Here is a 25,548-nt window from a genome sequence, read left to right as displayed (position 1 = left end):
CAAAAATTATAAAAGTGATGAACTCAAGGAGAGTCTCAATGCCCTATGTTCCAGTTGCAGAGCTCAATGATTATGTCGGCAAGGAACTCGGACGTTCCGAATGGCTCACCATCGATCAGGAACGCATCAACCTGTTCGCTGAAGCCACAGGCGATTTTCAGTTCATCCACGTTGATCCGGTCAAGGCAGCACAAACCCCGTTTGGCGGCACGATTGCCCACGGATTCCTGTCGCTGTCACTGATTCCGAAACTGATGGAAGACATCCTCATCCTGCCGCAAGGCGCGAAGATGTTAGTCAACTACGGCCTGGACAGCGTGCGCTTCATCCAACCGGTGAAAGTCAATTCCAGGGTTCGCCTCAAGGTCGAGCTGGGAGAAGTGACCGAGAAGAAACCCGGCCAGTGGCTGCTCAAGGCCATCGCCACGCTGGAAATCGAAGGCCAGGAAAAACCGGCATACGTCGCTGAATCGCTGTCGCTGGCGTTCGTGTAACCCTTGTCAGGTGCGAGGCGGCTGTAGCTGTTTCGCACCGCGTCTCTATATATCAGACACATAGCTGCGGCATACTCGGTCGCCTAATTGCCCGGATCCTGCTATGCGCTCACTTGCACCTCTTGCACTGACCCTGTTGCTCACCGCATGTGGCGACGGCGAATCGCTGTTGCCGCCTGACGCACGGCTGCCCGATGGTGGTCGGTATCGGGGCGATCTGGTCAATGGCTTGCTGCAAGGCGAGGGTCGCATCGACTACCCGAACGGCAGCTGGTATGCCGGCCAGTTCGACAAGGGCCAGTGGCATGGTCAGGGCGAATGGCACGGCAGCAATGGCGAGGTCTATCGTGGCGGCTTCCACCAGGGCCTGTTCCATGGCCAGGGCACGCTGATCACCCAGGACAGCAGCTACACCGGCGGTTTCAAACTGGGTCGACGCGAGGGCGAGGGCACGCTCAAGGAAAGCGGCATGACGTACCGCGGCGAGTTCAAGGCCGATCAGTATTTCGGCCTCGGACGCCTGGAGCTCGAAGATGGCAGCCAGTACCAGGGCCAATTCGCCCATGGCAAACCCAATGGCGAAGGCCAGCGCAGCGATGCCAGCGGCAATCAGTTCAGTGGGCATTTCGTCGATGGCCAGCTGGACGGCAACGGCACCTTCAGCAGCGCTGAAGGCGACGCCTATGCCGGCGGTTTCAAACAGAATCAGCTACATGGCAAGGGTCGCTACGAAAACGCCGACGGCGATGTCTGGATCGGCCAGTTCAAGGAAGGCGCCCTCAATGGCAAGGGCGAGTTGATCGGCGCTGACAACAGCCACTATATCGGCCACTTCAGCGACTGGCGCTTCACCGGGCAGGGTCGCCTGAACCTGGCCGACGGCAGTTTTTACATCGGTCAGTTCGGCAATGACAGTTATCAGGGGCATGGCACCCTGGTGCTGACCGATGGCACGGTGCAAAGCGGTGAGTGGATCAACGGTCAACGCGTACGCGATGCCGATGGCAAACTGCTGCCTGATACCCTCGAACTGGGGCTGCTCGCGCAAGGACGGCTGCTCGAAGCGGCACTGGCCAATGTGCCAGCCTCATCACCTGCGATCGAGCTGTACAGCCTGACACTGGGCGGCGATGGCAAGCAGAGCGTGTTCCTGCGCGAATCCGATTACGTCAGCAACATGCTCGCCAGCCGCTTCGGCGCCTACGGCCAGATCCGCCTGGTCAATCATCGCGAGCACCTCGGTGACCGGCCGATGGCCACCCGCGAGAACCTGCGCCGCGCCGCCCTGACCCTGGCCGAACGCAGCGGCCCGGAAGACGTGCTGTTCATCTACCTGACCAGCCATGGCACTCAAGAGCACGAACTGGTACTCGACCAGCCTCGCATGGAGCTGGCCGACCTGCCGGCCGATGAGTTGGCCAGCGTGCTGGCCCCGCTGAAAAACCGCGACAAGATCATCGTGATTTCCGCCTGCTATTCCGGCGGTTTTATCCCGGCGCTCAAAGACGAACGCACCCTGATCATGACCGCCTCCCGCGCCGACCGGGTGTCCTTCGGTTGCTCGGAGGAAGCGGACTTCACTTACTTCGGCGATGCCCTGTTCGCCCAGGCCCTGAACCGAAGCGACGACCTGGAGCAAGCGTTCAAGCTGGCCAAGGCAACGGTCGCCGAACGCGAACTGGCGGACAATTTCGAAGCCTCCGAACCACAGATCTGGGCGCCCAAGGGCGTTGTGGCGCGCTGGCAAGCCCTGCGCAAGCAGCAAGCAAGAAAAGCCCTGCAAAGTGCCGCCTCGGACAGCAAGGAAACAAAGAGCAACTAAGCTGAACAGTATCAAGGGAGAAACACTATGTACTTGACGCCTCAGCACATACTGCTCGCTGGAGCCACCGGCCTGACCGGTGAACATTTGCTTGATCGCCTGCTCAGTGAGCCGACTGTCAGCCGCGTGCTGGCACCCTCACGCCGGCCACTGGCCGAACATCCCCACCTTGAAAACCCGGTCGGCGAGCCGACGGTATTCCTGCCACAGCTCAGCGGGCGGGTCGATACCGCCTACTGCTGCCTGGGCACGACCATCAAGAAGGCCGGTTCCGAACAGGCCTTCCGCGCCGTTGACCTGGACATGGTGGTGGCCTTCGCCAAACGCGCGCGAGAAATGGGCGCACGGCACCTGATCGTGATCAGCGCCTTGGGTGCCGATCCAAAATCATCGGTGTTCTACAACCGCGTCAAAGGTGAAATGGAGCAGGCCCTGCGCGCCCAGGACTGGCCGCAACTGACCATCTGCCGACCTTCCCTGCTGCTGGGCGAACGGCTGGAGCCACGCCTGGCCGAGAAAGTTGCCGGCCCGTTGTCGCGGCTGCTTCCCGGCAAGTACCACGGCATCGAAGCCTGTCAACTGGCCCGCGCCATGTGGCGCCTGGCGCTGGAAGAACAGGATGGCGTGCGGATTGTCGAATCGGATGAGTTGCGCAAGTTAGGCAAGTAGTGTCACGCAGATCGCTCCCACACGCAGCAAAGGAATGCAGCCCCTGACACTCCGCGCGCCAAAGCGAACGCAGAGCGTCCATTGACGCATGCCCACGCCGGAGCGTGGGAACGATCTGTCATAGCGTGCGCCAGCCGCTACAATCCGCCCGTCGCCTGAAACCCAACGCCCAGTACCGTCAAGACCGACAACGGCAACAGCAACGTGTCGAGCAGTGCGCTAGCCGGCAAATCAAGGCCTGGATAGCTCGGCGCTTCAGCGCCAAACCGGTCCATCGCGCAGCATCCGCCCTGCATCACATACAGATCGAGTCGGGTTCCCGAGTACACCAGCGGCGCTCCCGGCTTGGCGGCGTCCAGGGTGCGCACGGTGGCGCAGCCGGTCAGTTGCAATGCCAGCAGAATTGCCAGCAGCTTATTCATCGCTGCTGAGATGGTGCTCGCCCCAGCGCGGCAGCATGTCTTGCGGGATGTTCAGCACATTGAGGATCCGTGCCACGACAAAGTCCACCAAGTCATCGATGGTCTGCGGCTGGTGATAGAAACCCGGTGACGCGGGAAGAATGGTCACGCCCATGTTCGACAGCTTGAGCATGTTTTCCAGGTGAATACTGGAATACGGTGCCTCGCGCGGCACCAGAATCAGCTGCCGACGCTCTTTCAACGTCACGTCGGCGGCGCGCTCGATCAGGTTGTTGCAGGCGCCCGTCGCGATTGCCGACAACGTCCCGGTGGAACACGGCACCACCACCATCGCCGCAGGCGAGCCAGAGCCCGAGGCCACCGGCGACATCCAGTCTTCCTTGCCGTAGACCCGAATCTGCCCGGCCACCGCACCGGTGTACTCGGTGAGGAAGGCCTGCATCATTTGCGGCTTGGCTGGCAGCGTGACGTCGGTCTCGGTGGCCATCACCAGTTGCGCGGCCTTGGAGATCAGGAAATGCACCTCCCGGTCTTCACGCACCAGGCAGTCAAGCAGCCGCAAGCCGTACTGGGCGCCAGAGGCGCCGGTCATGGCCAGCGTGACACGGTCCGGACCGTTGTTCATTTAAGCGCCTCGGCCAGTTTGCCGTGCAGGCCGCCGAAGCCGCCGTTGCTCATGATCACCACATGAGTGCCTGGCCGGGCCTGGCTCTTGACCCGCTCGATGATGCCTTCCAGCGAGTCGCTGACGATCGAGGGCACCGTGCACTGCGTGGCGGTACCGGCCAGGTCCCAGCCCAGGTTGGCCGGGGCATACCAGATCACCTGATCGGCATCGACCACGCTTTCCGGCAAACCGTCACGGTGTGCGCCGAGCTTCATCGAGTTGGAGCGCGGCTCGATGATCGCGATCAACGGCGCGTCGCCAATGCGTTTGCGCAGGCCGTCAAGGGTGGTGGCGATGGCGGTCGGGTGGTGGGCAAAGTCATCGTAAATGGTAATGCCGTTAACCTGCGCCACGACTTCCATCCGACGCTTCACGCTTTTGAACGCGCTCAATGCAGCGATGCCCATGGCCGGAACCACGCCCACATGACGAGCGGCCGCCAGCGTCGCCAGGGCGTTGGCCACGTTGTGTTGACCGGTCATGTCCCAGTCGACCACGCCTTGCGCGACGCCTTCGAACATCACTTCGAAACGGGAGCCATCTTCACTCAACAGCTTGACCTGCCACTGCCCGCCCGCCCCCGTGGTTTGCACCGGGGTCCAGCAGCCCATCTCGATCACCCGCTGCAGGGCCGGCTCGGTGGTTGGGTGAATTACCAGGCCTTCACTCGGGATGGTACGCACCAAGTGGTGGAACTGCCGCTCGATGGCCGGCAGATCGGGGAAAATGTCGGCGTGATCGAACTCAAGGTTATTGAGGATCGCGGTCCGTGGGCGGTAGTGCACGAACTTCGAGCGCTTGTCGAAAAAGGCGCTGTCGTATTCGTCGGCTTCGATCACGAAGAACGGCGTATCGCCCAGGCGGGCCGACACCGAGAAATTCTGCGGCACGCCACCGATCAGGAAACCCGGGCTCATGCCGGCGTGTTCCAGCACCCAGGCGAGCATGCTGCTGGTGGTGGTCTTGCCGTGGGTGCCGGCAACGGCGAGTACCCAGCGGCCTTGCAGCACGTGGTCGGCCAGCCATTGCGGGCCGGAGACGTAAGGCAAACCTTTGTTCAACACGTATTCGACCGCCGGGTTGCCGCGGGACATGGCGTTGCCGATCACCACCAGGTCCGGTGCCGGATCGAGTTGGGCCGGATCGTAGCCTTGCGTCAGCTCAATACCCTGAGCTTCCAACTGAGTGCTCATCGGTGGATAGACGTTGGCGTCGGAGCCGGTCACACGATGGCCCAGCTCTTTGGCCAGAACCGCCATCGAACCCATGAAAGTGCCGCAGATACCCAGAATATGAATGTGCATAGTCAACCTCGTAAACATCGAGGCAGGTTAGCCTAGAGGGCCAAAAATCGCACCTTGTGTTTAGACGGACCGATGATGGCTTCCCATCACCCTATTCAACATTCAGAATCGTCCCGCGCTATACGGCAACACAATTTGGCACGATCAACCGTGATAATACTGCCTCTACTTTTTTGGGGATGATCATCTTGAGCCCTCTCATGAATAACGACACTACTCAGCTCAGCATCGCACCTGACTCAGGAACGAAAAAACTGTCCGCTGGGCAACGAAAATTCAACGGGCTTGTCAAAAAGATCGAAAAACAGAGTCAGATTCTCCAGGCATGGGAAGCCTCAACCCCGCTTTATATCGAACGCTGGCACTCTGAGTTCACCCCCCAACTCGACAAACTTCATCAACAGACTCTTGAGCTCCTGCATGTCCTTGATGACCTCAGCGAACGGACCAAGCTCTCGAAAGCCGACCGCAAGACATTGACTCAGGAGATTTGCGCCCAAGCCTTCTCATTGATCGATAGCGACAGTTGCAACGATGAGGAAGAGGCCACCCTCAAGACGCTGTACAACAAACACAGCGGCCGTGACTTCGATGCCGATGAACGAGAAGAAGACGAGCTATTGAAACAGGGACTGCAAGAGATATTCGGCGTTGAGCTGGACGACGATATCGACATGAAGTCTGCTGATGACATTGCGCAAAAAATCTACGAGCGGCAACAAACCGAGCAAACGGCACAGCAACAAAAACCGGGTAAAAAAACCGCGCGCCAACTGCGCGAGGAAGCAGAGGCCGCCCAAGCCAGCCAATCTGTGCGCGAAGTTTACCGCAAGCTGGCCAGCGCCCTACACCCTGACCGAGAAACCGATCCCGACGAGCGCGAACGCAAGACCGTGCTGATGCAACGTGCCAACCACGCCTATAGCGAACGGAACCTGCTTGAACTATTGCACCTGCAGTTGGAAATAGAGCACATCGACGCGGACACCCTCGGCACACTTTCCGCCGACCGGCTCAAGCACTACAACCAGATACTCACCGAGCAGCTCAACGAGTTGCAGCAGGAGGTGATTGCCCAGGAGCGGGCGTTCAAACAGCAATTCAACCTCGACCCGTTCGATGAGGTGACTCCTCGGAATCTGTCTGGCAAGTACCAATATCAACTCAAGACGCTACTCATCGACACCGAAGAGCTGAGCATCCTGTGTGAAGAACTGAAGGACCCCAAAACCCTGAAAGCCTGGCTCAAGGCGCAAAGGGAGTATCAGAAGGCCATGGACTTTGACGATGACCTATTTGATGACCTCCCGGACATATTCTTTCGCTGAGCAACTGTCGCTCAGTGTTATTCAAGGCCGTACTCTCTACCGCGTAATCCCATGCTTACGCAGCTTTCTATAGAGCGTGTTACGACTGACCCCCAACTGTTCAGCGGTGTGGGTCATGTGCCAGCGCTGTTGCTCCAGGGCATTGAGCAGGGCCAGGCGCTCGGCATCGTCCAGTGGATGCTCCGACGGCGCCTCGGCGACCAACACCACCGCGGGCCGGACCTGACGGATGATTGCCGGCAAGTCCTCCACCCTGATTCGCCCGTCCTCACACAAGGCCGCCAAGGTCCTTAACACGTTGCGCAGCTGGCGCACGTTGCCTGGCCAGTCAAATCCCAGCAGGGCCTGGCGCGCCGGCGCCTCGATCACGACCCTTTCACTCCCTGCTTCTTCGGCCAGCAGGAAATCGAGCAACAGGGATTTGTCCGTTCGGTCACGCAATGCCGGCAGTGCGACTTCCAGTCCATTGAGCCGGTAGTACAGATCTTCACGGAAGCTGCCGTCCTGCACCCGCCCGAGCAAATCCCGGTGGGTCGCACTGATGATCCGCACGTTGACCGATTCCGGCTCACCCCCGATCGGGACCACCTGGCGATCTTCCAGTACCCGTAACAACCGGGTCTGCAAGGCCAAGGGCATGTCGCCGATTTCATCGAGGAACAAGGTACCGCCATCGGCCTGCTGCAACTTGCCGCGCATGCCCTCTTTGCGTGCACCGGTAAAGCTGCCGCCGCGATAACCGAACAGTTCGCTCTCGATCAGGCTTTCAGGGATGGCCGCGCAGTTGAGGGCGACGAAGGCCTTTTCGGCACGCTGACTGGCCTGGTGCACGGCTTTGGCAAAAGCCTCTTTGCCGGAGCCGGTTTCGCCATTGATCAAGAGCGGCACATCGCGCTCAAACACCCGCAAGGCTTTACGAAAGTCCGCCTGCAACCCTTCGTCGCCCAGGCAAATACCCGACAACGCTGAACGTTCAGGGGCCACCGTTGCCGGCATCACCGGCACCGAAGCACGGCGCGCCTGCCCCCGCACTACGGCAAACAGATGCCGCCCGTCGCGGGTATGCAACGGCCAACTGGCACTGGCATTGGCGCTCGCCCGACCCAATAGGTCATCCAGTGAACAGTCGAAAAACGCCTCCACCGGCTTGCCCAGCAGCCCACCACGAATATACCCCAACAGGTTCAGTGCGCTCTGGTTGACCGCACTGATCCGCCCTTCCCCATCGAACGCCAGCAGCCCTTCACTGAACAACCCCACCGACTCGGCTTGCAGGTGAAAACGCAACAACCACTGGTTGTCGAAATAGCGCAGGAAGTAGCAGCTCTCGATCATCTTCGCCGAAAGGTTGACCAGCGCCATGGTGTGGAACTGGCTCTGGCGCGAGACATCGTGGCGCGCCGACGACACGTCGAGCACCGCCAGCAGTTCGCCATGGGGGTCGAACACCGGGCTCGCCGAGCAGGTCAGGCCCGTATGGCGACCGCGAAAGTGTTCATCCTGGTGAATGGTCAGCGCCTGGCGCTCCACCAGGCAGGTGCCGATGCCATTGGTGCCTTCGCAGGCCTCACTCCAGTCGGCGCCCAGCCAGAGACCGGCGCGCTCGAAGATCTTGCGTTCGGCGGGCGCCGTGACGCAGTTGAGGATGACCCCGCGGGCGTCAGTCAGGAGCACCGCATGGCCGGCCCCGGACAATTGCTGATGCAGGCTGGTCATTTCGCCGCCGGCGATGTGCAGCACTTGCTGTAGGCGTTCACGACTCTCAAGCACGCGACCGTGTTCAAGCACCGTCGGTGCCATGGTCAGGGCCGGGTCGAGGTGATAGTCCTCAAGGCAACGCAGCCACGAACGGGCAATGGACGGATCACTGCCCGGCCCATGCAACTGGTGCTTGCCTTGGGTGACCGTCAGGACTTGCCGGGCGTGGCGACTCAAATGGTTGTCGTGCATTTCTTATTGTTCTCCCCGGGGCTGGAAGGCCTTGTGTGAGGTGACGCCCAGCATCCTCCAGCCTCACCCGTATTGCAATGCCGGCCTGACCTGCCAGTCACAGGCTGTGCCACAAGCGGTACAAAGTGTCACAGGCCTTGTACCGCATCCGTCACAGGCCCTGAAGACAGCGCTTTCAACAATCACGCAACCCCTTGATTTACCTGACCTGCAGCGCAGTGGCCCGACCTTTGCTCTACGCTTATACAAGCGCTTATTGCGCGTACTCCCTTATAAGCACAAAAGCCAAGGAGACACTCATCATGCGTTACGCTCACCCCGGTACTGCAGGCGCTATCGTTTCGTTCAAGAGCAAATACGGTAACTACATCGGCGGCGAGTTCGTCGCGCCTGTCAAAGGCCAGTACTTCACCAACACCTCGCCGGTCAACGGCCAACCGATTGCCGAATTCCCCCGTTCCACGGCCGAAGACATCGAAAAGGCCCTGGACGCTGCCCACGCAGCCGCCGAGGCCTGGGGCAGCACTTCTGCCCAGGCGCGCTCGCTGGTGCTGCTGAAAATTGCCGACCGCATCGAACAGAACCTGGAAGTCCTGGCAATCACCGAAAGCTGGGACAACGGCAAAGCCGTGCGCGAGACCCTCAACGCCGACATCCCGCTGGCCGCGGACCATTTCCGCTACTTCGCCGGTTGCCTGCGGGCCCAGGAAGGCAGCGCCGCAGAAATCGACGGCAACACCGTGGCCTATCACATCCATGAACCCCTGGGCGTGGTCGGGCAGATCATCCCGTGGAACTTCCCGATCCTGATGGCTGCCTGGAAACTGGCTCCGGCCCTGGCGGCCGGCAACTGCGTTGTACTCAAGCCCGCCGAGCAAACGCCGCTGGGAATTACCGTGCTGCTGGAGCTGATCGGCGACCTGCTGCCACCCGGCGTGCTGAACGTGGTGCAAGGGTTCGGCAAAGAAGCCGGCGAAGCCCTGGCCACCAGCAAGCGCATCGCCAAAATCGCCTTTACCGGCTCGACGCCGGTCGGCTCGCACATCATGAAATGCGCTGCCGAAAACATCATTCCATCCACCGTGGAACTGGGCGGCAAATCGCCGAACATCTTCTTCGCCGACATCATGCAGGCCGAGCCGGCCTTCATTGAAAAAGCCGCCGAAGGCCTGGTGCTGGCGTTCTTCAACCAGGGCGAAGTCTGCACCTGCCCGTCCCGTGCCCTGGTGCAAGAGTCGATCTACGACGAGTTCATGAAAGTGGTCATGAACAAGGTCCTGCAAATCAAACGTGGCGATCCGCTGGACACCGACACCATGGTCGGCGCCCAGGCGTCCGAGCAGCAGTTCGACAAAATCCTCTCGTACCTGGAAATCGCCAAGGGCGAAGGCGCTGAACTGCTGACCGGCGGCAAGGTGGAAAAACTCGAGGGCAACCTGGCGAGCGGGTATTACATCCAGCCGACCCTGCTCAAGGGCACCAACAAAATGCGTGTGTTCCAGGAAGAAATCTTCGGCCCGGTGGTGAGCATCACCACCTTCAAGGACGAAGCCGAAGCCCTGGCCATCGCCAACGACACCGAGTTCGGCCTGGGCGCCGGCCTCTGGACCCGCGACATCAACCGCGCCTACCGCATGGGCCGCGCCATCAAGGCCGGCCGTGTGTGGACCAACTGCTACCACCTGTACCCGGCGCACGCCGCGTTCGGCGGTTACAAGAAGTCCGGCGTCGGCCGTGAGACCCACAAAATGATGCTCGATCACTATCAGCAGACCAAAAACCTGCTGGTGAGCTACGACATCAACCCGCTGGGCTTCTTCTGATCGATCCTCCCGGCGGCTTCGGTCGCCGGGAGGCGCTTTGCCATCAGCCCCCTACTCACTCTCGCATCGGATTCGGCGCCCATCAGCGGCCGAATGCAATGTTGCAACAAGAAACTCCCAAACCGTACTGCGTCAATCGTGCACACAACATCCGCGCTTTAAAAAACAACAATAAGAAAGGACAACGCAATGGATCAGATCGGCAATTACGTGCTCTATCTCATCATGCTCTGCGCCGTACTCGGTGCCTTCGCGGCGATTTACAACAGCGATGAAGGGCTTGGTAAAGAATTCATGGAAGGCATCCACGCCACGGGCCACATCTTCGTGCCGGCGGCGGGCATCATGGCCTCCATCCCCTACCTGACCGTGATCATCGAAAAAGCATTCGGCCCGTTTTTCAGCTCCCTGGGCGCCGACCCGGCGTTGGCGGCGACCATGATCATCGCCTCGGACATGGGCGGCTATCACCTGGCCTCGGCCCTGGCCGCCAGCAAAGAAGCGCTGGTGATGGCGCTGATCACCGGTTTCATGGGCGGCGCGACCATCGTGTTCTCGATCCCCATGGGCCTGGCGATGCTCGACAAACGTGACCACAAATACATGGCCCTGGGCATCATGTCGGGTATTTTGACTATTCCGCTGGGCGTGTTGATCGCCAGCGTCATCCTCGCGTTCAGTAACCCGCTGGTACGGGACCTGGTGTCCACCAACGGCGAAGCCACCTATCAACTGGCACTGGGCCTGGGTAGCATCTTCGCCAACCTGCTGCCGATCCTGATTTTCGTGGTGGCCTTGGCCCTGGGCCTACGCTTTTTGCCGGACATGATGATCAAGGGCTTCATCATCTTCGGCCGCACCCTGGACGCGGCGATCAAACTGGTGCTGGTGTTCTCCATCGTCGAGTACTTCACCGGGGTGTTCACCCTGGTGTTCGGCAGCTGGGGGTTCCACCCGATCATCGCCGACGCCGAAGACCAGACCCGCGCCCTGGAGACCGCCGGTTACATCGGCATCATGCTGGCCGGTGCCTTCCCGATGGTCTACCTGCTGCGCAAATACCTGGGCAAACCGCTGGAAAGCCTGGGCAGCAAGATCGGCCTGAGCGCCGTCGGCAGTGCCGGCATGCTGGCGACTATCGCCAACATCCTGGCCATGTTCCGCCTGGTGCGTTTCATGCCGCCAAAAGACAAGGTGATCAACATTGCCTTTGGCGTGTGCGCGGCCTTCCTGCTGGGCGACCACCTGTCCTTCACCGCCAACTTCCAGCCCACCATCATCCTGCCGGTGCTGATTGGCAAGATAAGTGCAGGTTTCATTGCCGTGGGTCTGGCGTACTGGCTGTCGGTACCCAAGGCCTTGCAACTGGAAGCACAAGACCGCGCAGCCGGGATCATCGCCGAAGGCGAGTACCTCGGCCTGCCTGTACCCGAGACCATCGCCCCGAACGGCATCAAGGCAACGGCCTGAGTCCTGCTGCATTGAGGTGCGTTGACGACGCAGGGCGTGGCATTCTGAGGAATCGCCAGCACTGGGCAGCGCACTTTCCTATTTGAAACGGAGACAGAGATGGCACGTTTTTCCCATAGCGTCGGCGCCCAGACCCACCGCTTCGACGACCTCAAGGACGTGATGGCCAAGGCCAGTCCGGCGCGCTCCGGGGACTTCCTGGCCGGCGTTGCCGCACAGAACGATGGCGAGCGGGTGGCGGCGCAAATGACGTTGGCCGACATCCCGCTCAAGCATTTCCTGCAAGAAGCGCTGATCCCTTATGAAGCCGATGAAGTCACCCGACTGATCATCGACACCCACGACGCCGCCGCGTTTGCCACCGTCAGCCACCTCACCGTCGGCGGCTTTCGCGACTGGCTGCTCAGCGACGCTGCCGACGAGCACAGCCTGCGGGCACTGGCTCCCGGCTTGACGCCGGAAATGGCCGCGGCGGTCTCCAAGATCATGCGCGTGCAGGATCTGGTGCTGGTGGCGCAGAAGATCCGGGTCGTCACGCAATTTCGCGGCACCCTGGGCCTGCGCGGACGCCTGTCGACCCGCCTGCAACCCAACCACCCCACCGACGAGCCGGCCGGCATCGCCGCGAGCATTCTCGACGGCCTGCTGTACGGCAATGGCGACGCGATGATCGGCATCAACCCAGCCACCGACAGCATCGCGTCGATCTGCGCGATGCTGGAAATGCTCGATGCGGTCATCCAGCGCTACGAGATTCCGACCCAGGCCTGCGTACTGACCCATGTCACCACCTCCATCGAGGCGATCAACCGGGGGGTGCCGCTGGACCTGGTGTTCCAGTCGATCGCCGGCACCGAGGCGGCCAACGCCAGTTTCGGCATCAGCCTGAGCCTGTTGCAGGAAGGCTATGACGCGGGGTTGAGCCTCAATCGCGGTACTCTGGGACAGAATCTGATGTACTTCGAAACCGGTCAGGGCAGCGCGCTGTCGGCCAACGCCCACCATGGCATCGACCAGCAAACCTGCGAGACCCGTGCCTATGCCGTGGCCCGGCACTTCAAGCCATTCCTGGTCAACACCGTGGTCGGCTTTATAGGCCCCGAATACCTGTACAACGGCAAACAGATCATTCGCGCCGGCCTGGAAGATCACTTCTGCGGCAAGTTGCTGGGCGTGCCGATGGGCTGTGACATCTGCTACACCAACCACGCCGAAGCGGACCAGGATGACATGGACACCCTGTTGACCCTGCTGGGCGTGGCCGGCATCAACTTCATCATGGGCATTCCCGGCTCCGATGACATCATGCTCAACTACCAGACCACCTCGTTTCACGATGCCCTCTACGCGCGCCAGACCCTAGGCCTGAAGCCGGCACCGGAGTTCGAGGCGTGGCTGGCAAAAATGGGTATTTTCACCCAGGGCGACGGCAAGGTTCACTTCGGCAACGGCCTGCCACCGGCCTTCCGCCAGGCCATGGGGCAATTGGGATGAGTGACGTGCTAATGGACAAACGACCCCTGGATCCGCAAAACCCGTTACAGGAACTGCGTCGCCTGACACCGGCGCGCATCGCCCTGGGACGCACCGGCACCAGTCTGCCGACCGGCGCTCAGTTGGACTTTCAGTACGCCCACGCGCAAGCCCGCGATGCCGTACACCTGCCCTTCGACTCTGCAGGATTGCGCGCCCAATTGGCCGAACGCGGACGCGACAGCTTGCTGCTGCACAGCGCCGCCACCGATCGCCACAGCTACCTGCAACGCCCGGACCTGGGCCGCAAACTCAGCGATGAATCCGCGCAAAAACTGCGCGAACATGCCTTGAACACGCCTGGGGGCGTTGATTTGGCGGTGGTGGTGGCGGACGGCCTGTCGGCATTGGCCGTGCATCGACACACCCTGCCGTTTCTGGCGCGCATGGAGGAGCAAACGCAGGCCGAAGGCTGGTCGTTGTCACCGGTAATTCTGGTGGAACAGGGCCGCGTTGCCGTGGCCGATGAAATCGGCGAACGGCTGGGCGCCAAGATGGTGGTGATCCTGATCGGAGAGCGCCCGGGCCTCAGCTCGCCCGACAGCCTTGGTTTATATTTCACCTATAATCCAAAAGTCGGCCTGACCGATGCCTATCGCAACTGCATTTCCAACGTGCGGCTGGAGGGCTTGAGCTATGGCATGGCCGCACACCGCTTGCTGTACCTGATGCGCGAGGCATGTCGGCGACAGCTATCGGGCGTCCATCTGAAAGACGAGGCCCAGGTGCAGACTCTCGAGTCGAAAAATGACGCCACTATCAAAGGAAACTTCCTACTAAGTCCGCTGAATGCGTGAGCCGAATCCGCATTGCGTTTTAGTTCCGCTTTGAGGCAGAGTCGACGAACGGCTGCCCGAGTCTTGAGCCGATTGCCGCCAAATCCACTGGAAACTGCCGTCATATCTACATTCAAGTTGAGGCCTAGCATGCGGATTATTCAAGCCACCCTCGAGCACCTGGATCTATTGACGCCCCTGTTCGTCAAATACCGCGAGTTTTATGGCTCGCTCCCTTATCCAGACTCCTCCAGGGCCTTTCTGGAAAAGCGACTACGACGCAAGGAATCGGTCATCTACCTGGCCCTGCCCGATGATGAGGACAACCGACTGCTGGGCTTTTGCCAGCTGTACCCGAGTTTTTCCTCCCTGTCTCTCAAGCGCGTATGGATCCTCAATGACATCTATGTCGCCGAAGACGCGCGCCGCCAACTGGTCGCCGACAACCTGATGCGCACCGCGAAGAAAATGGCCAAGGAAACCCAGGCCGTCCGTATGCGGGTGTCCACCAGCAGCAACAATGAAGTGGCGCGCAAAACCTACGAGTCCATCGGCTTTCGCGAAGATACCGAGTTCAAGAACTACGTATTGCCGATCAGCGACGAACTCTGATACTCCACGGTGAAACGGGTTACTGTGGCGTAGGGGCTTGCCCCCTTGCCACATGGGGCCATGCAACACATCACGCGCCTTCACCCTTCACCTCGTAATCCCTCGCTACAAACTCCACACGCTTTTCACTCTTCTGTCCGTATAATTTGGGCATCTATGGGCCGTAAGAAATAATCCACAGCCCTGTATCCTTACTTTCCAGACTTTCCGCACAGGCTTGCCGAGCCTGGCCGCTACCCAGGTGCCCTCCATGGATTTCAACCCGATCGACCTTATCCTGCATCTCGACGTTTACCTCGATTTGCTGGTGACCAATTACGGGCCATGGATCTACGCCATTCTGTTTCTGGTGATCTTTTGCGAAACCGGCCTGGTGGTCATGCCGTTCCTGCCGGGCGATTCGCTGTTGTTCATCGCCGGCGCCGTCGCGGCCGGTGGTGGCATGGACCCGGTTCTGCTGGCCGGCCTGCTGATGCTCGCGGCGATACTCGGGGACAGTACCAACTATGTCATCGGTCGAACGGTGGGCGAAAAACTGTTCAGTAATCCGGACTCGAAAATCTTCCGCCGGGATTACCTGCAACAAACCCACGACTTCTATGACCGGCACGGTGGCAAGACCGTGACCCTGGCCCGTTTTATGCCGATCATCCGGACCTTCGCACCCTTCGTCGCCGGCGTCGCAAAAATGCCTTACCCACGCTTCTTTGCGTTCAGCGTGTTCGGCACCCTGCTGTGGGTTGGCGGTCTTGTCACCCTAGGCTACTTCTTCGGCAACGTACCGTTCATCAAGCAAAACCTGTCGTTGCTGGTGGTGGGCATCATCCTGCTGTCCCTGGTGCCGATGATCATTGGTGTCATTCGCAGCCGCCTTGGCGCTTCGAGTTCCAAAGCCCAGTCGCGCTAACCACCCATGGGACTCCTCAGCACCTGGCGTCGCCAGCGCACACTGGCCAAGCACCCCGTGACCGATGACACCTGGCAGCGAGTACGCCAGCACCTGCGTTTTCTCGACGGCCTGAGCGAGGCCGAAGATCAGTGGCTGCGCGAATCCTCCGTGCTCTTCCTGCAAGACAAGCACCTGACCTGCCTGCCCGGCGTCGAGCTGCATCAGGAACAGCGCCTGCTGCTCGCCGCCCAGGCCCAATTACCGTTACTGCACCTGGGGGACTTGAACTGGTACCAGGGCTTTCATGAAATCGTGCTCTATCCCGATGACTTTATAAGCCCCCAGCGTCATCGCGATGCCAGCGGTGTCGAGCACGAGTGGGATGGCGAGCACAGCGGTGAAGCCTGGCAGCAGGGCCCGATCATCCTGGCCTGGCCGGGGGTCATGACCAGCGGAGGCTGGGAAGGCTACAACCTGGTCATCCATGAGCTGGCGCACAAGCTCGACATGCTCAATGGCGACGCCAACGGCTTGCCGCCGCTGCACAGTGACATGCGGGTCAGTGACTGGGCCAGGGCGATGCAACACGCCTACGACGATCTCAACCGCCAACTCGACCACCACCCTGATGCCGACACGCCGATCGACCCCTACGCCGCAGAAAACCCGGCGGAGTTCTTCGCGGTCACCAGCGAATACTTCTTCAGCGCCCCGGATTTGCTGCACGTCACTTATCCACAGGTCTATCAGCAGCTACAGCTGTTTTATCGCCAGGACCCACTGACCAGGCTCGCGCGCCTGCAAGCCGAGCATCCGGACTATCAGGCACACGGCTAAGGTCCGCGACCTTGGTCTACGACCTAGGGCCATACGACCTCCGGTACGTGGCACTGGCGGCGGAATATGCCTATAATCGCCGCCACTTTTTGGTCAATCCGGCCAGTCATCTGGCCACTTACGGGGGCACCGCCCAATGAGCTACAGCAAGATTCCGGCTGGCAAAGACCTGCCGAACGACATCTACGTCGCGATCGAGATTCCGGCCAACCACGCGCCGATCAAATACGAAATCGACAAAGACAGCGATTGCCTGTTCGTTGACCGTTTCATGGCCACCCCAATGTTCTACCCGGCCAACTACGGTTTCATCCCGAACACCCTGGCGGACGACGGCGATCCCCTCGACGTACTGGTTGTCACCCCTTACCCGGTTGCTCCAGGCTCGGTGATCCGCGCGCGTCCAGTCGGCATCCTGAACATGACCGACGACGGCGGCGGCGATGCCAAAGTCATCGCAGTCCCACACGACAAGCTGTCCCAGCTGTACGTTGACGTGAAGGAATACACCGACCTGCCAGGCCTGCTGCTGGAACAGATCAAGCACTTCTTCGAGAACTACAAAGACCTCGAAAAAGGCAAATGGGTGAAGATCGAAGGCTGGGGCGACGCTGAAGCCGCTCGCGCCGAAATCATGAAGTCGGTTGCCGCCTACAAAGGCTAAGCAACAGCGGTCATCCGCAAGCTTCAAACACTCGAAAACCCCGGCTAGCCGGGGTTTTTTTATGCGCCTTAAAACATCAACTCACACTAAAAATAATACAGTTTGGAATAAAGTTTAGTGCCGTTTAGTTAAAGTTAACTCTATCGTTCAAAACAATAGAATATTCCCGCGCAATTTGAACGCCATGTTTATTCAACCGCGCCACATCGGTCGGTAAACTCCGTGTTTATGAAAAAACATCATTGCGGCCCGCGCTTCAAGGCATTGCTGAAAGAAGTGGGCATTACCCCTTCCCAGTTTGCGATCTTCTGCAAGGTCGAGCCCCAGCACGTAAACAACTGGTACTTGCGCGGCGTGCCCTACCCGCGCCTGGAAGAAATCGCCCGCCTGTTGAGCGTGAACAGTCAGTGGCTGCTGAACGGCGAAGGCCCAAAACACCCCACCTGTGAACCTGCCATCCAAACCGGTGCAGCTTGCGACGCCCAGGACACTCGCGAGGTCTATCAGGTACATGTTGCACCCCTCGACATCGAACTCCCGCTGTACAAGGAGGTTCCCAAGACGCCCGGCGCCAGGGACACCGAAGTGGCCGAAATACCCGGCACGTTTGTCCGTCTGCCACGCCACTACCTGGAAAGCCTCGAAGTCGAACCGCACCAGGCCATTTGCGTACCCATGATCGGCGACAGCATGTCGGAGAAAATCGAAGACGGCTCAACCCTGGCCATCGACCGCAGCCTGACCCAAATCGTCGACGGCCAGATCTACGCCCTGAAACATGACGGCATGTTGCGCATCAAATACCTGCACCGCCTCCCAGGCGGCGCCCTGCGTCTGCGCAGCCACAACAGCAGTGGCTATCCCGACGAAATCTTCAGCGCAGAACAAATTGAAATACAAAACATCGAGATCCTCGGCTGGGTGTTCTGGTGGTCCACCCTCAACAAACAACGACCGCCCGTGCCGTTCGGCTGAAGCAGCCCGGCCAACGGTTTCGCGCATTTCTTGCCGGAACGGGCTGCCCGCTAAAACGCCAGCCCCGTCGTAGAAGATTTACGGTCGAACCCGTTTGATGGCTCTACACCGCAGATCCCACTGGGAATTCCCCACAAAAATCAGTATGCTGCGCCCCACATTGGCATCGACCCACCCAGCGCCGGTCCGATCGCCCCGACAAGGCAGATGACTTTCTCGCCAAGTCCCACAGCCGGACGCAAGATCCGGATGTACGTTTTGAAGGCTGGTACGGTTTACCAAAAATAGACCAAGCCAGTCCCCGAGAAGCCGGCCACAAGCCGGCTTTTTAATGCCCGTGATTTGATATGGGTTCAACCACCTACAAGCTTTCCGACTCTTCCATCGACGCTCGAACCGCCTGCTGATACTAAGCCCACAAAATCGGGCCGAATCGGCTAAATCCGCCAGGATCAATGGGTCACCCGACCTGAGACCGGACGAACTTTTTGATGGTTTCCGTGCCCCTAAGAACACCCTGAGCGGCCGGATCCACCCCGCATTTCAGCGTCAAGCCATCGATCCATCTCAGTAAACAACCCACGCATCGAGCAAAGGTTGCCGCTAAACTCTCGCCCAATCGCTTAACCCCCACTTACAACACAGCCTCTTGTGCTCGAGTTGCTTTCCATAGGGGGAGGCCTCGGAACGACGTTCAATGGGAACCAAGGACATGGTGCTGCACATCCCGACCCTGCTGGTGGTCTCGGTCTTCGTCTTTGCCCTGATGGGGCTGTTGACGGTGCACGCCTGGTTTCGAGAAACCCGCGAACGGCCGCTGGCATACCTGGGTTGCACGATGCTGCTGGCAGCGCTGGGCGTGGTGCTGATCAGCCTGCGGGGCAAAGGCTTCGACGTCGTGCCGATCATGCTGGGCAACGTGGTCCTGTTGTTGAGCGCGGCCATGAACTGGACGGCCATGCGCGTGTTCGCCGGGCGTTCGCCGAACGTACCGGGAATACTCGCTGGAGCCGGTATCTGGCTGGGGTTGTGCCTGGTACCAGCCTTCTATGAGGCGATGCCGGCTCGCGTGTCCACCTATTCGATGCTGGCCGCCGGCTATGGACTGCTGACGATTCTGGAGTTTCTGCGCAGCCGCAAGAGCCTCGAGGTCGCCTATCTGCCGGCGCTGATCCTGACAGTGCTGCACACGCTCTTTTACTGCGTACGCAGCGTTACCGATCTGGGCCTGTCTCTGGATCAAGCGCTGACCGGCGCGGGCACGGGAGTGCCGTTTTTTTCCTTCATGCTGTTCGAGTCGATGCTGTACGTCATCGGCATCGCCTACGTGACACTGGCCATGGTCAAGGAACGTGCCGAGCTCCGATTCAAGGCCGCCGCCTTCTGCGACTCGCTAACCGGTGTCGGCAACCGCCGAGCCTTCATGTTGCATGGCAAACAACGCCTCAAGGACTGCCAGCGCCGCAGTCAGCCTGCCGCCCTGCTGCTCTGCGACCTGGATCATTTCAAGCGCCTGAACGACACCTTTGGCCATCATCTTGGCGATCAAGCCCTGATTGCGTTCGGCCGGGTCACGGCAGACAGCCTGCGTCATCAGGACCTGTTCGCCCGTATCGGCGGCGAGGAATTCGCCTGCCTGCTGATGGACTCCGACATGCAGCAGGCGGTGTTGGTCGCCGAACGGATTCGCCAGACGTTTTCGCAGCTGACGTTACTGGAGCCGGGGTTGCTCAGCGTCAGTATTGGCGTGGTGACTACCCGCGAGTCGGGGTACGACCTGGTGCGGTTGCTGTCCCAGGCGGATGAAGTGCTGTATGTGGCCAAGGGAATGGGGCGTAATCGGGTGCAAGCGGTAACGTTGAGGGAGACGGGGGGTGGCGACGCCTCTGTAGAGCAGGACGATGAGCCGAATAACTCACACAATCGGCTCATATCATGAGCCGAATAGCCCCCGTATTCGGCTCGCTACCAAGAGCTGCAGGCTCTGCTCATTTGCCCCACCCCCCCCTATCTGCTAGTGTCGCGCCGGTTTAAACGTCACCTGGATAGCCGCCATGGCCCGCAAAAAAGCTGCACTGGATTTCGAACAATCCCTCGCCGACCTGCAAACGCTGGTTGAGCGTCTGGAGAACGGCGAGCTGTCGCTGGAAGACTCGTTGGCTGCCTTCGAGCAAGGCATCGGCCTGACCCGCGACTGCCAGGCCGCGCTGGCGCAGGCCGAGCAGAAGGTTCAGGTGTTGCTTGAGCGCGATGGCGAGCTGGCCGAGGCCCCCTTTGACGCGGAACAGCCAGAATGATCGCGGTGTATTCGGCCAACAGCCAGGCCCGGGTCAATGCGGCGCTGGAAACCTTGTTCAGTGCGCCGAGCCCTGAGCTCGCACGCCTGTATGAAGCCATGCGCTACAGCGTGATGAACGGCGGCAAGCGCGTGCGTCCGTTGCTGGCCTACGCGGCCTGCGAAGCGCTGGGCGGTGAGGCCGAACACGCCAATGGCGCGGCCTGTGCGGTGGAGTTGATCCACGCGTACTCGCTGGTGCATGACGATTTGCCGGCGATGGACGATGACGACCTGCGTCGCGGCCAGCCGACCACCCACAAGAAGTTCGACGAAGCCTGCGCGATTCTCGCCGGTGACGGCCTGCAAAGCCTGGCCTTCAGCGCCCTGCTTGACCCACGCCTGAACAACGCCGATGCCGAGATTCGCCTGCAGATGGTCAGTACCCTGGCGTTGGCGGCGGGCCCGGCCGGGATGGTCGGTGGCCAGGCCATCGACCTCGGTTCGGTCGGTTTGAAGCTCGATCAAAAAGCCCTTGAGTTCATGCATCGGCACAAGACGGGCGCGCTGATCGAAGCCAGCGTCAAGCTGGGCGCCCTGGCCAGCGGTCGTGCCGAAAAACCCGAACTCAAAGCGTTGCAGACCTATGCGCAGGCCATCGGCCTGGCGTTTCAGGTGCAAGACGACATTCTCGACGTCGAGAGCGATACCCAGACCCTGGGCAAGCGCCAGGGCGCCGATATCGCCCGGGACAAGCCGACCTACCCGGCCCTGCTCGGCCTGGAAGCGGCCAAGGCCTATGCCCTGGAGCTGCGCGATCAGGCCCTGCACGCCCTGCGACCGTTTGACGCGTCGGCCGAGCCGCTGCGTGAGCTGGCGCGCTATATCGTCGAACGCCGCAGCTAATGCATCGCACGCTACCCATCGCATATCGGCCAAGTTCCGAGCTCTGCGTGGGCAGCGTGCGATGCATCAGGTAAACTGCCGCCTCTTTTATACCTATAACGATTCGCCTGATGCCCACGACGTTTCATGAGATTCCCCGCAAGCGCCCGACCACGCCCCTGCTCGACCGTGCCAACACGCCGGACGGCCTGCGCCGGTTAGGCGAAGCCGAGCTGGAAACCCTGGCTGATGAGTTGCGCCTGGAATTGCTCTACACGGTCGGTCAGACCGGCGGGCATTTCGGTGCCGGCCTGGGCGTCATCGAGCTGACCATCGCGCTGCATTACGTGTTCGACACCCCGGACGACCGGCTGGTGTGGGACGTGGGTCATCAGGCTTATCCGCACAAGATCCTCACCGGGCGTCGCGAGCGCATGAGCACCCTGCGCCAGAAGGACGGCATCGCCGCTTTCCCGCGCCGCTCCGAGAGCGAGTACGACACCTTTGGCGTCGGCCACTCCAGCACCTCTATCAGCGCCGCGCTGGGCATGGCCATCGCCGCCCGCCTGCAAAACAGTGATCGCAAGGCCATCGCCGTGATCGGCGACGGTGCACTGACCGCCGGCATGGCGTTCGAAGCGCTGAACCACGCGCCCGAAGTGGACGCCAACATGCTGGTAATCCTCAACGACAACGACATGTCGATCTCGCGCAATGTCGGTGGCCTGTCGAACTACCTGGCGAAGATCCTTTCCAGCCGCACCTACGCGAGCATGCGAGAAGGCAGCAAGAAGGTCCTGTCGCGCCTGCCCGGTGCCTGGGAGATCGCCCGACGCACCGAAGAGTATGCCAAGGGCATGCTGGTCCCCGGCACCCTGTTCGAAGAGCTGGGCTGGAACTACATCGGCCCGATCGACGGTCACGACCTGCCGACCCTGATCGCCACCCTGCGCAACATGCGTGACCTCAAGGGGCCGCAGTTCCTGCACGTGGTCACCAAGAAAGGCAAAGGTTTCGCACCGGCGGAAGTCGATCCGATCGGCTATCACGCCATCACCAAACTCGAACCGCTGGACGCTCCGGCCGCCGCGCCGAAAAAAGCCGGCGGGCCGAAGTACTCCGGTGTGTTCGGCGAGTGGTTGTGCGACATGGCCGCTGCCGACTCGCGCCTGGTGGGCATCACCCCGGCGATGAAGGAAGGCTCCGACCTGGTGGCCTTCAGTGAGCGCTTCCCGCTGCGTTATTTCGACGTGGCGATTGCCGAACAGCACGCGGTGACCCTCGCTGCCGGCATGGCCTGCGAAGGCGCGAAACCGGTGGTAGCGATCTATTCGACCTTTCTGCAGCGCGGCTACGACCAGTTGGTGCATGACGTTGCGGTGCAGAACCTCGACGTGCTGTTTGCCATCGACCGCGCAGGCCTGGTGGGCGAAGACGGCCCGACCCACGCCGGCAGCTTCGACCTGTCGTTCCTGCGTTGCATCCCTGGCATGTTGGTGATGACCCCGAGCGACGAGAACGAACTGCGCAAGATGCTCACCACCGGCCACCTGTACAACGGCCCGGCGGCAGTGCGTTATCCACGCGGCACCGGCCCGAATGCCACCATCGACAAAGACCTGGAACCGATTGAAATCGGCAAGGGTGTGATGCGTCGCCAGGGCAACACTGTCGCCCTGCTGGTATTCGGCGTGCAAATGGCCGAGGCCTTGAAAGTGGCCGAGAAGCTGGATGCGACCGTGGTCGACATGCGCTTCGTCAAACCGTTGGACGAAGCGTTGGTTCGCGAAGTTGCCGGCTCTCATGAGTTGCTGGTGACCATCGAAGAGAACGCCATCATGGGTGGCGCAGGTGGCGCGGTCAGCGAGTTCCTGGCCCGCGAAAACATCCTCAAATCGGTGCTGCACCTGGGCTTGCCGGACGTTTACGTCGAGCATGCCAAGCCCGCGCAAATGCTGGCCGAGTGTGGCTTGGATGAAGCCGGTATCGAAGCCGCCGTGCGTGAGCGCCTGCAGCTGCTGAATCTCTAATCTTCCAGGTTGTACACCCCCCTGTGGCGAGGGGGCTTGCCCCCGCGGAGCTACGAAGTAGCCCAAAAACCAGCCGACGCGGCTCTCCAGCAAGAGCGCGCCGGCCTTTTTACGACCGCTGCGCAGCCGAACGGGGCGGTGCGGCGTTCCGACAAGCCCCCTCGTCACAAAAACCTCTGCAAAACCACAGCACTGTGCCACCGGATTGCCAATGAACCTCTCCCGCCTAGCCCTGACACTGACCTTGCTGCCGGCCGGCCAGCTGCTGGCCGACACTTTCGAGCGCGAACAGGCCTTGAAACTGCCCGACGTGCTGATCAGCGCCACTCGCCAGGTCGAGGCCCGCAACGACAGCAGCGCCGCCAACACCGTGTTCACCCGCGACGACATCGACCGCCTGCAACCGGGTAGCGTGACCGACCTGCTGAGCCGAGTGCCCGGGGTGCAAATCACCCAGGCCGGTGGTCGCGGCAGCTCGACCGGGGTTTACATTCGCGGCACCAAATCGGCGCAAAGCCTGGTGCTGGTGGACGGTCAGCGCATCGGCAACTCGACATCGGGCGACAGCAACCTGCAACACCTGAACATTGAGCAGATCGAGCGTGTGGAAGTGCTGCGCGGCTCGCGCTCGGTGATCTATGGCAGCGACGCCATTGGCGGGGTGATCCAGATCTTTACCCGGCGCAGCGCCGAACCGGGCCTGCAACCGCGCCTGCACATGGGCTTTGGCAGCAACCAGACGTGGGAGCGCAGCCTCGGCCTGTCCGGTGGCGATGCGCAAACCCGCTTCAACCTCGGTGCCAGCCTCGACGACACCGCCGGCATCAACCGCACCCATGAGTCGTACCCCAGCGACGGCGATCACGATGCCTATCGCAACCAGTCCTTGAGCCTGAGCCTGAGCCACGCCTTCAACGACGACCTTGAAACCGGGATGAACATTCTCGATAACCGTGGCAAAAGCGAGTTCGACAACCCGTTCGGCCGCTTCGACATGAACACCTTTGAAAGTGTCGAACAAAAGCCCTACAACGACTTCACCGTGAGCAGCGTCAGCAGCTACCTCGACACTCGCCTCAACGACGGGTGGAAATCCCGGGTGGAACTGGGCCACAGCGAAAACCGCGAAGAAACCTTCGACAAGCTCAGCGACGAGCACAGCGTGTTCAACACCTACCGCGACTCGCTGAACTGGCAGAACGATGTAACCCTCGACGACCAGAACAGCCTGATTCTCGGCGGCGACTGGTACGAAGACCGGGTCAACAGCAGCACCCCGTTCGAAGAAGACAGCCGCTGGAACCGCGCGGGCTTCATTCAACATCACTTCCAGGCCGAGCAGTTTTCCACCGAACTGGGCCTGCGCCGCGATCAGAACCAGCAGTTCGGCAACCAGAACAGCTGGAGCGGCACCTTCACCCTGCCGCTCAATCCGGACAACGATGTATTGCTGACCTACAGCGAAGGCTTTCGTGCCCCCACCTTCAACGACCTGTACTACCCGGACTTCAGCAACCCGGACCTGAAACCCGAAACCTCGAAAAGCTACGAGCTGCAGTGGCGCAGCCAACTGAGTGACTACAGCCGCCTGGAAGCCTCGCTGTACCGAACCGACCTTGAAGACGCGATCATCTTCGGCAGCCACTCACGCCCGGAAAACGTCGCCTCAGCACGGATCAACGGTTTCGAAGCCGCCCTCAAGCAGGAACTGTTCGGTTGGCAGAGCAACCTCGGGATTTCGCTCATTGATCCGCGAGACCGTGACACCGGCCACACCCTGGCCCGCCGCGCCCGACGGACGTTGAACCTGGACCTGGACCGGCAATTCGACCAGCTCGGCCTGGGCGCCACCTGGCAAGCTGTCAGCAGCAGCTATGACGACAATGAAAACCGTCAGCCGCTGGGCGGTTATGGCCTGCTCGGCCTGCGCAGCAGTTGGGCGGTCAACCATGAAGTCACGCTGCAGATGAAGGTCGACAACCTGCTGGACAAGGCCTACACCCGTGCGCTCTACGAGCATGACGGCAACCCGTATGGGTATCGCGAAGAAGGTCGAGCGCTGATGTTCGGGGTGACGTGGATGCCGCAGCTCTAACCTGTGTGGCGAGGGAGCTTGCTCCCGG

22 protein-coding genes are annotated in these 25,548 nt (G+C 60.8%); 18 read left to right on the top strand and 4 right to left on the bottom strand.

Translation table 11 applies throughout. From position 1 onward, the window contains the following. The first annotated feature begins 38 nt into the window (after positions 1–38). The 3 genes from CKW29_RS19565 (at position 39) to CKW29_RS19555 (ending at position 2,985) form a co-directional block, all read left to right on the top strand. On the top strand, positions 39–494 hold the full coding sequence (locus tag CKW29_RS19565; protein ID WP_095080571.1) for a MaoC family dehydratase: 456 nt from the start codon (positions 39–41) through the stop codon (positions 492–494). 103 nt (positions 495–597) lie between these two features. Next, entirely contained in the window at positions 598–2,316 is a 1,719-nt protein-coding gene (locus CKW29_RS19560) for a C13 family peptidase (RefSeq protein WP_095145389.1), read from the top strand. Between the two features lie 27 nt (positions 2,317–2,343). Next, positions 2,344–2,985: an oxidoreductase gene (locus CKW29_RS19555; RefSeq protein ID WP_095080567.1), complete on the top strand. Its 642-nt coding sequence runs from the start codon at positions 2,344–2,346 to the stop codon at positions 2,983–2,985. Positions 2,986–3,122: 137 nt separating this feature from the next. On the opposite strand, the gene CKW29_RS19550 is transcribed toward CKW29_RS19555, so the two are convergent. From CKW29_RS19550 to mpl, 3 genes are read right to left on the bottom strand one after another with little or no spacing between them, the layout of a single operon-like run. Next, complete coding sequence (locus CKW29_RS19550) at positions 3,123–3,407, bottom strand: YceK/YidQ family lipoprotein (protein WP_095145388.1); 285 nt, start codon at positions 3,405–3,407, stop codon at positions 3,123–3,125. Further along, positions 3,400–4,032 (bottom strand): flavin prenyltransferase UbiX, encoded by a 633-nt coding sequence (gene ubiX / locus CKW29_RS19545; RefSeq protein WP_095145387.1) that lies wholly within the window; start codon positions 4,030–4,032, stop codon positions 3,400–3,402. The genes CKW29_RS19550 and ubiX overlap by 8 nt, the downstream gene beginning before the upstream one ends. Next, the gene (mpl, locus tag CKW29_RS19540; RefSeq protein WP_095145386.1) at positions 4,029–5,378 is read right to left on the bottom strand and encodes a UDP-N-acetylmuramate:L-alanyl-gamma-D-glutamyl-meso-diaminopimelate ligase; all 1,350 of its coding nucleotides are present in this window, start codon (positions 5,376–5,378) and stop codon (positions 4,029–4,031) included. The genes ubiX and mpl overlap by 4 nt, the downstream gene beginning before the upstream one ends. Before the next feature lie 200 nt (positions 5,379–5,578). On the opposite strand from mpl, the gene CKW29_RS19535 reads away from it, so the two are divergent. Next, a complete protein-coding gene (locus tag CKW29_RS19535) occupies positions 5,579–6,706 on the top strand; it encodes a molecular chaperone DnaJ (RefSeq protein ID WP_095145385.1) in 1,128 nt (375 codons plus the stop codon). Between the two features lie 36 nt (positions 6,707–6,742). On the opposite strand, the gene CKW29_RS19530 is transcribed toward CKW29_RS19535, so the two are convergent. Next, positions 6,743–8,656: a sigma-54-dependent Fis family transcriptional regulator gene (locus CKW29_RS19530; RefSeq protein WP_095148941.1), complete on the bottom strand. Its 1,914-nt coding sequence runs from the start codon at positions 8,654–8,656 to the stop codon at positions 6,743–6,745. Between the two features lie 302 nt (positions 8,657–8,958). Between CKW29_RS19530 and CKW29_RS19525 the strand changes: the two genes are divergently transcribed. From CKW29_RS19525 to CKW29_RS19460, 14 genes are all read left to right on the top strand, one after another. Continuing rightward, the gene (locus CKW29_RS19525) at positions 8,959–10,479 is read left to right on the top strand and encodes an aldehyde dehydrogenase family protein (protein WP_095145383.1); all 1,521 of its coding nucleotides are present in this window, start codon (positions 8,959–8,961) and stop codon (positions 10,477–10,479) included. Between the two features lie 189 nt (positions 10,480–10,668). Beyond that, positions 10,669–11,949, top strand: a complete 1,281-nt coding sequence (gene eutH, locus CKW29_RS19520; protein WP_095145382.1) for an ethanolamine utilization protein EutH — start codon at positions 10,669–10,671, stop codon at positions 11,947–11,949. Between the two features lie 99 nt (positions 11,950–12,048). Further along, on the top strand, positions 12,049–13,443 hold the full coding sequence (locus CKW29_RS19515; RefSeq protein ID WP_095145381.1) for an ethanolamine ammonia-lyase subunit EutB: 1,395 nt from the start codon (positions 12,049–12,051) through the stop codon (positions 13,441–13,443). A gap of 11 nt (positions 13,444–13,454) precedes the next feature. Beyond that, on the top strand, positions 13,455–14,279 hold the full coding sequence (gene eutC, locus CKW29_RS19510; protein ID WP_095145380.1) for an ethanolamine ammonia-lyase subunit EutC: 825 nt from the start codon (positions 13,455–13,457) through the stop codon (positions 14,277–14,279). Between the two features lie 129 nt (positions 14,280–14,408). Continuing rightward, entirely contained in the window at positions 14,409–14,870 is a 462-nt protein-coding gene (locus CKW29_RS19505) for an N-acetyltransferase (RefSeq protein WP_095080534.1), read from the top strand. A 250-nt stretch (positions 14,871–15,120) separates the two neighbouring features. Then, positions 15,121–15,777 (top strand): DedA family protein, encoded by a 657-nt coding sequence (locus CKW29_RS19500; protein WP_095145379.1) that lies wholly within the window; start codon positions 15,121–15,123, stop codon positions 15,775–15,777. 6 nt (positions 15,778–15,783) lie between these two features. Further along, positions 15,784–16,596 (top strand): zinc-dependent peptidase, encoded by an 813-nt coding sequence (locus CKW29_RS19495; RefSeq protein ID WP_095145378.1) that lies wholly within the window; start codon positions 15,784–15,786, stop codon positions 16,594–16,596. Positions 16,597–16,732: 136 nt separating this feature from the next. Continuing rightward, positions 16,733–17,260: an inorganic diphosphatase gene (gene ppa, locus CKW29_RS19490; protein ID WP_095145377.1), complete on the top strand. Its 528-nt coding sequence runs from the start codon at positions 16,733–16,735 to the stop codon at positions 17,258–17,260. A gap of 228 nt (positions 17,261–17,488) precedes the next feature. Continuing rightward, complete coding sequence (locus CKW29_RS19485; RefSeq protein WP_095145376.1) at positions 17,489–18,235, top strand: helix-turn-helix transcriptional regulator; 747 nt, start codon at positions 17,489–17,491, stop codon at positions 18,233–18,235. A gap of 712 nt (positions 18,236–18,947) precedes the next feature. Beyond that, positions 18,948–20,174 carry a diguanylate cyclase gene (locus CKW29_RS19480; RefSeq protein WP_095145531.1) on the top strand — a complete coding sequence of 409 codons (1,227 nt, stop codon included), beginning with the start codon at positions 18,948–18,950 and terminating at the stop codon, positions 20,172–20,174. Positions 20,175–20,289: 115 nt separating this feature from the next. Continuing rightward, positions 20,290–20,532, top strand: a complete 243-nt coding sequence (locus tag CKW29_RS19475) for an exodeoxyribonuclease VII small subunit (protein WP_095145375.1) — start codon at positions 20,290–20,292, stop codon at positions 20,530–20,532. After that, complete coding sequence (gene ispA, locus CKW29_RS19470) at positions 20,529–21,416, top strand: (2E,6E)-farnesyl diphosphate synthase (RefSeq protein WP_095145374.1); 888 nt, start codon at positions 20,529–20,531, stop codon at positions 21,414–21,416. The genes CKW29_RS19475 and ispA overlap by 4 nt, the downstream gene beginning before the upstream one ends. Before the next feature lie 110 nt (positions 21,417–21,526). Further along, positions 21,527–23,425 (top strand): 1-deoxy-D-xylulose-5-phosphate synthase, encoded by a 1,899-nt coding sequence (gene dxs / locus CKW29_RS19465; protein ID WP_095145373.1) that lies wholly within the window; start codon positions 21,527–21,529, stop codon positions 23,423–23,425. 211 nt (positions 23,426–23,636) lie between these two features. Beyond that, the gene (locus CKW29_RS19460) at positions 23,637–25,520 is read left to right on the top strand and encodes a TonB-dependent receptor domain-containing protein (protein ID WP_095145372.1); all 1,884 of its coding nucleotides are present in this window, start codon (positions 23,637–23,639) and stop codon (positions 25,518–25,520) included. Positions 25,521–25,548: the final 28 nt, after the last annotated feature.

Source organism: Pseudomonas sp. Irchel s3a18 (genome assembly GCF_900187535.1).
Taxonomy (GTDB): domain Bacteria; phylum Pseudomonadota; class Gammaproteobacteria; order Pseudomonadales; family Pseudomonadaceae; genus Aquipseudomonas.
The sequence above is the reverse complement of the archived record's forward strand: the minus strand, read 5'-3'. Positions and strand labels throughout refer to the sequence as shown.